5 protein-coding genes and 1 pseudogene are annotated in these 9,288 nt (G+C 72.3%); 4 read left to right on the top strand and 2 right to left on the bottom strand.

What is annotated here, in order from left to right; genetic code table 11:
- Window positions 1-139: 139 nt before the first annotated feature.
- From GA0115240_RS24385 to GA0115240_RS24375, 3 genes are read left to right on the top strand one after another with little or no spacing between them, the layout of a single operon-like run.
- Entirely contained in the window at window positions 140-1,684 is a 1,545-nt protein-coding gene (locus tag GA0115240_RS24385; RefSeq protein ID WP_093739668.1) for an SCO6880 family protein, read from the top strand.
- 32 nt (window positions 1,685-1,716) lie between these two features.
- Window positions 1,717-3,138 (top strand): ATP-binding protein, encoded by a 1,422-nt coding sequence (locus GA0115240_RS24380; RefSeq protein ID WP_093739670.1) that lies wholly within the window; start codon window positions 1,717-1,719, stop codon window positions 3,136-3,138.
- Window positions 3,139-3,148: 10 nt separating this feature from the next.
- Window positions 3,149-4,801, top strand: coding sequence for a type IV secretory system conjugative DNA transfer family protein (locus GA0115240_RS24375; RefSeq protein ID WP_093739666.1), 1,653 nt, complete (start codon window positions 3,149-3,151; stop codon window positions 4,799-4,801).
- Window positions 4,802-4,820: 19 nt separating this feature from the next.
- Here GA0115240_RS24375 and GA0115240_RS24370 read toward each other — a convergent pair whose 3' ends face one another.
- Both GA0115240_RS24370 and GA0115240_RS24365 read right to left on the bottom strand, forming a co-directional pair.
- Window positions 4,821-6,497, bottom strand: coding sequence for a cytochrome c biogenesis protein CcdA (locus GA0115240_RS24370; protein WP_093739664.1), 1,677 nt, complete (start codon window positions 6,495-6,497; stop codon window positions 4,821-4,823).
- Between the two features lie 108 nt (window positions 6,498-6,605).
- Window positions 6,606-7,736 (bottom strand): LacI family DNA-binding transcriptional regulator, encoded by a 1,131-nt coding sequence (locus GA0115240_RS24365; protein ID WP_093739662.1) that lies wholly within the window; start codon window positions 7,734-7,736, stop codon window positions 6,606-6,608.
- A 475-nt stretch (window positions 7,737-8,211) separates the two neighbouring features.
- On the opposite strand from GA0115240_RS24365, the pseudogene GA0115240_RS24360 reads away from it, so the two are divergent.
- A pseudogene (locus GA0115240_RS24360) lies at window positions 8,212-9,178 on the top strand (hydroxyacid dehydrogenase).
- The last annotated feature ends 110 nt before the right edge of the window (window positions 9,179-9,288 follow it).

The following is a 9,288-nucleotide window of genomic DNA, read 5'->3' as shown; positions in this document are numbered from 1 at the left end:
GCGGCGGCGGCGCGGGCGGCTCCGGCGGCGCGCCGGGCGGCGGCCCGCTCAGCGGCTCCCCCTACCGATCGGGCCCGGGCTCCAACCGGGGCCAGGCACCAGGCTCCAACAACGGCACTTCGCAGGGAGGTGATCGCCGGTGACGACCCAGCCGTTCACGCAGCCACGCCGCACGTACCTGATCGGCAAGGCCCGGCCCAACGCGATCGTGGGCAAGAACCGGGAAACCGGTGAGATCGCGCTGATCATCGCGGGCGCGGGCCTGGGCATGATCTCGGGGCTGGCGGTACCGGTCCTCCTGCTGCGCATCGTCGGCCTGGTCGGCTGGCCGCTGCTGGCCCTGGCCGCGGTGTACATGCCGTACCGGCGGCGTACGTTCTACCGCTGGTTCGAGATCAACCGCACCTACCGCCGTACGCTGCGCACCACCCCCACCTACCGTTCGGCCGTGCAGGAAGCCGGTGTCGCGCTCGACGGGCGGGAGGTGGAGATCGGCCCGCCGCCGGGCATCGGGCGGATCAGCTGGCTCGCGGCGCCGTTCGGGCCGGACGAGATCGCGGTGCTGCTGCACGTGGACCGGCGCACCGTGACCGCGGCCATCGAGATCGAGGGGCCGGGTGTCGGCCTGCGCGACAGCGAGGACCAGGAGGCGCTGGTCGAGCGGTTCGGCACGCTGCTGAAGCACGTGGCCAACGGCGACGGCTTCGTGACCCGGCTGCAGATGCTGGCCCGCACCCTGCCCGCCGACCCGGACGCGCACGCCAAGGATGTCGCCCAGCGCGGCGACCCGGACGCCGACCGGTGGCTGAAGGACTCCTACGAGCAGCTGCAGTCCATGGTGTCCACCTCCTCCGAGCAGCACCGCGCCTACCTGGTGGCGTGCATGCACTTCACCCGCGAACTGGCCGCCGAGGGCAATGCCATGGCCCGGGCCGGCTCGGTGCGCGGCGCCAAGGTGGACAAGGACTCGGGGCTGGCCGCGGTGATGGCCCGGGAGCTCAACGACATCTGCGCCCGGCTCGCCGAGGCCGACATCCGGGTGCGCCAGCCGCTGGGCCAGGCGCGGCTGGCGTCGCTGGTGCACTCGATGTACGACCCGGACCACCCGATCGACCACATCCAGGCGATGACCCGCCGCAACGCCTGGCCGGCCGAGCTGGACGCGACCGACCCGACCTTCCTGCAGGCCAAGACCCGCGAGTCGTCGACCCGGGCGCCCTGGCACCACTCCACCGCCTGGGTGAAGGAGTGGCCGATGACCCCGGTCGGCGTGAACTTCCTGGCACCGCTGCTGGTGCACACCCCCGATGTGATCCGTACGGTCGCGGTGACGATGGACCTCGAACCCACCGATGTGGCCATCGAGCGGATGCTGACCGAGAAGACCAACGACGACGCCGAGGCCAGCCGCGCCGCGAAGATGAACCGGGTGGTCGACCCGCGCGACATCGCCCACCACGGCCGGATCGACCAGCGGGGCGAGGACCTGGCCAGCGGCGCCGCCGGAGTCAACATCGTCGGCTACATCACGGTCTCCTCGCGCTCCCCGGAAGCGCTGGCGCGCGACAAGCGGACCATTCGCGCCTCCGCCGGTAAGTCGTATTTGAAGCTTGAATGGTGCGATCGTGAGCACCACCGGGCATTCGTCAACACGTTGCCGTTCGCGACCGGCATCCGCCGCTAGCCCGCCCGTACGAGGAGGCCACTGCCATGCCCATGCTGGACCCTCTGGCGGGGATGACCGACGCGTTCACCAGCTTCCTCTTCGGCCGGGTGGAGACGACACGGCTGCCCGTGCGCACCTCCACCGGCCAGGCCCAGGCGGTCTACCTGCCGACCGCCGCACCGGGCCTGGGCGACTCGGGTGTGATCATCGGCCGTGAGGTGTACTCCGGCAAGGGCTACATCTACGACCCCTTCCAGCTCTACGGCCAGCAGCTGCCCGCCCCGCACTGGCTGGTGCTCGGCGAGTCCGGCAACGGCAAGTCGGCGCTGGAGAAGACCTACGTCCTGCGCCAGCTGCGGTTCCGCGACCGGCAGGTGGTGGTGCTGGACGCGCAGGGCGAGGACGGCGTCGGCGAGTGGAACCTCATCGCCAAGGCGCTCGGCCTGACCCCGATCCGGCTCGACCCGACCGCCGCCCTCAACGGCGGCATCAAGCTCAATCCGCTGGACCCGGCGATCACCCTCACCGGGCAGCTGGCACTGCTGCGCACCATCATCGAGGTCGCCATGGGCCGCGGCCTGGACGAGCGGTCCGGCTTCGCGCTGAAAGTCGCGCACGCCTTCGTCGTCGAGACGGTGACGGAGCGCCAGCCGATCCTCACCGACATCGTGGAACGGCTGCGGCACCCCCAGCAGGAGTCCGCCGAGGCGATGAACGTCGACCTGGACGACGTCCGCGCCTGGGGCCTGGACGTGGCGCTGGTCCTGGACCGGCTGGTCGACGGCGACCTGCGCGGCATGTTCGACGGCCCGACGAGCGTCGACATCGACCTCGACTCTCCGCTGATCGTCTTCGACCTGTCCCACATCGACCGCAACTCGATCGCCATGCCCATCCTGATGGCCATCGTCGGCGTGTGGCTGGAGCACACCTGGATCCGCCCGGACCGGAAAAAACGCATCTTCCTGGTGGAAGAGGCCTGGCACATCATCAACTCCCCCTTCGTCGCCCAGCTCTTCCAGCGGCTGCTGAAGTTCGGCCGGCGGCTCGGCCTGTCCTTCGTGGCCGTCGTCCACCACCTGTCGGACGTGGTGGACGGGGCCGCGGCCAAGGAGGCCGCCGCGATCTTGAAGATGGCCTCCACCCGCACCATCTACGCCCAGAAGGCCGACGAGGCCCGCGCCACCGGAAAAGTCCTGGGCCTGCCACGATGGGCGGTGGAGATCATCCCGACGCTCACCCCCGGTATCGCGGTGTGGGACGTCAACGGCAATGTCCAGGTGGTCAAGCACCTGATCACCGAGACGGAACGGCCGCTGGTCTTCACCGACCGCGCCATGACCGAGACCTCGGTGCAGCACGCGGCGGATCTGGAGGCCGAGGCGGAAGCCGAGGCCGAGGCCCGCGCCGAGGCGCATGTGGCCGCCCAGGTCGCGCTGGCCAAACAGCTGGCAGACGACGCGGTCGCGTGACGGGGACACGATGGCGCAGCGGACGAAAGAGCCCTCGGGGGGCCTGCCGGACGGTCTGATCGTCGGCGTCCTCGGATTCCTGCTGGGCGTGACCTTGCTGGTGTGGACGGCCACCGGCATCGCCGGGCTGCTCTCGCACGGCGGCTGGCCGCACGCGGTGCACTTCACCCGGACCCCGCTGGCGATGCGGTCGCTGATCGGCCGGCCGCACGACCTGGCCGGCGCGTGGCCGCAGACACCGGTGGGTCAGCTGCCCGGACCGGGGCTGTTCTGGGGCGTGTTCATCGCGCAGTTCATGGTGCTGTTCGTGCTCACCGTGTGGGTGCTGAACATCGTGGCGCGGCTGCGGACGCGCGACGCCCGCGGCTACCGCCCGCAGCAGGCCCCCGCAGCCGACCCGGCCCGGCCCGAGGACTCCCCGCTGCCCGCCCCGCGCCACGAGGCGACCCCGCCGCGCCACGAGGCGACCCCGCCGCGGCCCGCGAAGGACGGCGACGGCCTGGACGCCTGGTTCCGTACCGTGCCGCGCGGCGCGCCCTTCGCCGCGGACGACACCCCCACCACGGTGCTGCCCCCGGCCGGCCCCGGCGGATACCCGGCCGCGCCGCACCCGGGGCCCGCCGCCGAACACCTCGCCGACGGCGAAGTCACCCGCACCTACGCCCTGTTCGCCGTCCCGCGCGGCGACAAGGCCAAGCGGATCACCCAGCCGGCCGTGCTGGCCGCCGCCGGACCGGTCGTCGTCACCACCGCGGACCCGGACACCTACCACCAGACCGTCGGCAACCGCGCCAAGCTCGGCCCGGTGCACGTCTACGACCCGGCGCACCTGCTGGACGTGCCCGGCCGGCTGCGCTGGGCGCCCCACGACGGCTGCGCCGAGCCGCCGACGGCCCGGGTACGCGCCGCCGCGCTGCTCGCCCCGCTGCGTACCGCCCGCGCCGACGAACTGATCGTGCACGACACGGCGGCCACGCTGCTGCGCTGCTGGCTGCACGCGGCGGCCGTCGGCGGACTGCCCTTCCGGCAGGTGCACCGCTGGGCAGCCGGCGGCGCGGGCGCCGGTGAGCCGGTACGGATCCTGCGCACCGACACCGGCGCCGCCTCCGGCTGGAGCGGCGAACTGGAATCGGTGCTGCACGCCCACCCCGAACGCCGCGACGCCGCCCAGGCGCTGATCCGGCTGCTGCTCGAACCGCTCAACTCGGTGCACATCCGCGACGCCTGCAATCCGGCCAGGACCGGCGGCCTCGATCTGGAGTCGTTCACCACCGAACGGGGAACGCTCTACATAGTGGGCGAGCGGATCGAGGACCCGCGGTCCCATCCGGGTGCGATGCCGCTGCTGACCGCACTCCTCTCCAGCGTGGTCGAGCACGGCCGGTGCATGGCCGCAGGGTCATCCGCCGGTCGGCTCGACCCACCACTGACCTTCGTCCTCGACGACATCGGCGCCCTCGCCCCGGTCCCGTCGCTGCCCCGGCTGCTCGCCGACGGCCACGCCGCCGGCCTGCCCACCCTGGCCGTCCTGCGCTCCCCCGAGCAAGCCCTGGCCCGCTGGCAGGCCCCGCTCTGGCAGGACGCCGACGTCCGGCTGGCCCTCGGCGACGACACCGCGGACACCCTGCCCCCGACGGTCCGCGACGCGGTCCGCATCCGCTGACCGCCCCCGCGCGGCCGGACTATCCGAAGGTGAAGGAGTAGGCGTTCAGCCCGGGCGAGAAGGTCAGCTTGAGCAGGCCCTGACCAGGTGTGGTGGCGTCCACCACGGTGTAGATGTCGGGCGCGCCGGAGATCTTGAACGTCTTCGTCCGGCCGCCGAAGGTCGCGGTGACCGTACCCGTGCCGCCGACATCCAGATAGACGTCGTCGGCGTTGAAGTTCAGCTCCATCGTAGCCTGCGCACCGGACGTCAGGTCCTCGCCCGCGACCTTCCAGCCGCCGCCCAGGGCGAACTCGTCCGGGTCCAGGGAGGCCGGCAGGGTGAAGTGGCGGTCGCCGTTGTTCAACGGCCCATTGGCGATCCCCTGGGCACGCTCGGAGCCGAGATACATCTCTGGCGTCTGGTTCGGGTCGGCCGGGGTGCGGTCCGGCACATCGGTCGACTCCGGCAGGTCCGCGCCCGGGTGCGCGGCGGTGAGCAGTTGGCGGATCAGCGCCTCGTCACCGGTGTAGTCGCCCTCGCCGATGGCGACGTGCCGCACCTCACCGGTCGAGTCGATCAGGTACGACGCGGGCCAGGAGTTGTTGCCGAAGGCGTTCCACGTGTCGTACTTGTTGTCGAGCGCCACCGGATAGGTGATGTGCAGCCGGGCCGCGCCCGCCTTCACATTGGCCGCCTCGTGCTCGAACGCGTACTCCGGGGTGTGCACGCCGATCACCACCAGGCCGGCCTTCTCGTACGCCCGGTACCAGGCCTCGGTGTGCGCGATGGCCCGCTGGCAGTTGATGCAGGAGTACGCCCAGAAGTCGACCAGGACGACTTTGCCCTTGAGGTCGGCCGCGGTGAGCGGCTGGTCGCCCGGGGTGTCGAACCACTGCTGGATGCCGGTGACCGCCGGAGCCTTGCCGCAGTCCAGGAGCGTGCTGGACACCGTGTTCGCACACGTGGCCAGTGCCGCGCTCTGCTGCGGCCCCAGGCCCTTGATCGCCCCGGAGTTGTCCAGCGCCTGATTGATCTTCGCGGTGTAGTCGGGGACCGCCCGCTGGATGGCGTCGGTGACATTGAAGGTCAGCGCGACCGCCAGCCCGATGACGACCAGGCCGGCCACGAACCGCACCGACCGCTGCCGCTCCCGGAAGGCCCGCACCCGCTCGGCGACCCCCCGGCCGGCCAGCGCGAAGAACAGCAGCGGCGCCGCCGTCCCCACCGCGAAGGCCAGCGTCAACGCGACTGTCTGCGTCCCGATCCGGTGGGTGGCCCCCGCCACCGTGATCGCCGCCAGCACCGGCCCGGCGCACGGCACGTACACCGCGCCCAGCGCCAGACCGAGCACGAAACCGCCGTGGCCGCCGCTGACCTGCCGCCGCCCCACGTAGGAGAACGGCCGCTCCAGCAGATCCTGGATCCGGGGGAACATCATGGCGACGCCCAGCACCGTCAGCACCACCAGGCCGGCCCAGCGAATGGTGTCCGACGGCAGCGGCAGCGCACTGAGCACCAGCGTGCCCAGCAAGGTGAACACACTGAAACTGAGCGCCAGTCCGGCCACCACCAGATACGGCCGCCGGCCGGCGCTGTCCCGGCCGGGCTGGGTGGTGCCCGCGGTCAGGAAGATCACCGGCAGCACCGGCAGCACACACGGCGAGATGCCGGTGATGAATCCGCCCACCAGCCCGATCAGCACCAGCGTGACCACAGCGACCTCCGAAGCTGCCGGCCGCCGCGGTCCAGGTCGGCGACGGTTCCGGCTCCCTGGGCAGGCTAGCCGCCCTGCCTGTGCGCAGCCGGGGCCGGCCGGTCGCGGTCACCGATCCGTAAGATCTCCCGCCGCCGGCCGCGGCCGGCCCACCGACTCGCGCAGCACGATGTGCGTACCCAGCAGATGCCGCTTCTGCACAGTGCTGCGCGGCGCCCCGTCCGCGCGGTCCGCGGCCTCGGCCAGGGCCAGCCGGACCGCCTCCCGGCCGAGCTCGTACGCCGGGATGCGGACCGTGGTCAGCGGCGGGTTGAGATCCTGGGCGAGGCCGTCGTCGTTGTAGCCCACCACGGAGATGTCGCCGGGCGCCCGCAGCCCGTACTCGCGCATCGCGGCCATCGCCCCCGCGGCGGCCTGGTCGTCGCCCGCGAACACCGCCGTGAACGGAGGACGCCCTCCGCAGTCGGCAAGGATCTCCCGCATCGCGGCATGACCCCGCTCCCGCCCCAGACCCCGCCCGGCGATCCGCTCGGCGGCCGGCCCCAGACCGTGGTCGGCCAGCGCCCGGCGGTACCCGGCGATCCGCGGCTCGACGGTGGAGTGCCCCGGCATCGTGCCCAGGTAGAGGATGTCGCGGTGCCCGGCGGACAACAGCTGGCTGACCACCGCGTACGCGCCGGCCTCGTTGTCGTACTCCACGACCAGGACCGGCATGTCCGGGCTCGGCGCCGGCCGCCCGCACAGCACCAGCCGGGAACCCGCGGCGGCCAGCCCGTACGCGTACTGCGTCAGCCGGGCCCGGTACCGCTCGTCCTCGACCGCGCCGCCGACCAGGACCACGAACTCGGACCGCTGCTCACGCATCATCTGCACCAGCGCCAGCTCCCGCGCCTCGTCTCCGCCGTGGCTGCACACCATGCACAGCCGACCACGGGCGGCGGCCTCCTGCTCCACGCCCTGGGCGACCGTGGCGTAGAACGCGCTGTCCACCGAGGAGACGATGACGGCGACCGTTTTGGGACCGGTACCGGCCAGCGCCCGGGCCCGCCCGTCGATGACGTAGTCCAGATCCTTCACCGCGCGCAGCACCTTGGCGCGAGCCGCGGCCGATGTCGGGTAGTTGCCCGCCAGCACCCGGGAGACGGTGGCGACCGACACCCCGGCCCGGTCGGCGACATCGCGGATGGTGACCCGGCGCCTGACGTCCGCCGGGCCGGGCCCAGGTGTTGTCTCCGCCATCCCCGCCATCCCCGCCGCCCCCGCTGTCCGCACGTCCGTCGTTCCGCCCGTTCCGCCCGTCCACCGCTCCGCCGCCGCCCAGCGTAGTGCTGGCGGACGGCGGCAGCGGGCCCGATCAGCGACCGGACGCCGTGATCGGACCCAGCTTGGGCCAGGGCCTGGACCGGATCGAGGAGGAGCACGCCACGGCGTACCTGAACCGGTTACTAGAGCGGGTCGACCCCGCGCGCAACGGGAATGTGCGAGTGCCGCGAGGGCGGTTGTCGGGCTTCCGGCCGCTTTGGTCGGACACCAGGGCGGGAATCGGGACGGGACTCGGGACGGGAATCGGTCGGCTCCGTTGACGCCCGGCCGGGACCGGCTTAATCTCCACGGGTTGCGGCAGTAACCGATTACACGTCGATCGGCGGCTCGCCGGCCGGGCATCGACAGGCGAGGGGCGGACATGGTGGAACGGCCGAACCTGGTGCTGGCGATGCGGCAGGACGTCGTGGACCTCGTCCTCCCGGCCCAGCTGCGCGCCCGGCTCGACACCCTCGTCCAGGTCACCGCGGGACCACTGACCAACTGGGCCGAGTCGGCCGGCGCGTTGGCCACCGCCGACCTGCTGCTCACCGGCTGGGGCTGTCCCGAACTGGACGCATCGTTCCTCGACCTGGCCCCCCGGCTCGGCCGCCGTCATCCACGCCGCCGGCACCGTCAAGGCCCATGTAGGGCCCGAGGTCTGGGAGCGCGGCATTGCCGTGTCGTCGGCCGCGGACGCCAACGCGGCCCCCGTCATCGAGTTCACCCTCGCCACCATCTGGTTCGCCGCCCGCCGCACCTTGCGTGCCGCCGCCGCCTACCGCACCGGCCACTACCCGGGCTACCCGGAGCGGCACGGCGCCGACGGAGCAGTGGTCGGCGTCATCGGCGCCTCCCGGATCGGCCGAGGCGTCATCGCCCGGCTGCGCACCGCCCCGGCCGACTTTCGCGTCCTGCTCGCCGACCCGTACGTCTCCGCGGCCGAGGCCACCGCGCTCGGCGTCGAACTCGTGGAACTGGACGAGTTGTGCCGCCGCTCCGACATCGCCACCGTGCACGCCCCCGAACTCCCCGAGACCCACCACCTCCTGGACGCCCGCCGGTTGCGACTGCTCCGCGACGGCGCCGCCGTCGTCAACACCGCCCGGGGCCGGCTGGTGGACACCGAGGCGCTCACCCGGGAATGTGCCACCGGCCGACTCGACGCCTACCTGGATGTCACGGACCCCGAGCCGCTCCCGCCCACGCATCAACTGCACTCCCTGCCCAACGTCCTGATCACCCCGCACATCGCCGGCTGCCAGGGCACGGAGGTCCAGCGCCTCGGCGCCTACGCGGTGGACGAAGTGGAGCGATGGGCCAAGGGAGAAGGGCTGCTGGGCACGATCCGGGCGGCGGAACTGGCGCGGCTCGCCTGAAGCTGCGGGTCACTGAAGCTGGGGTTCGGTGTTCTCGGGGGGATGCCGAACCCCTACAACGCAAAAAAAGCTCGGTTCCCCCGAATCAATCGGGGGAACCGAGCTCTTAA

It is taken from the genome of Streptomyces sp. DvalAA-14 (assembly GCF_900091855.1).
In the GTDB taxonomy this organism is placed as follows: Bacteria; Actinomycetota; Actinomycetes; order Streptomycetales; family Streptomycetaceae; genus Actinacidiphila.
The sequence above is the reverse complement of the archived record's forward strand: the minus strand, read 5'-3'. Positions and strand labels throughout refer to the sequence as shown.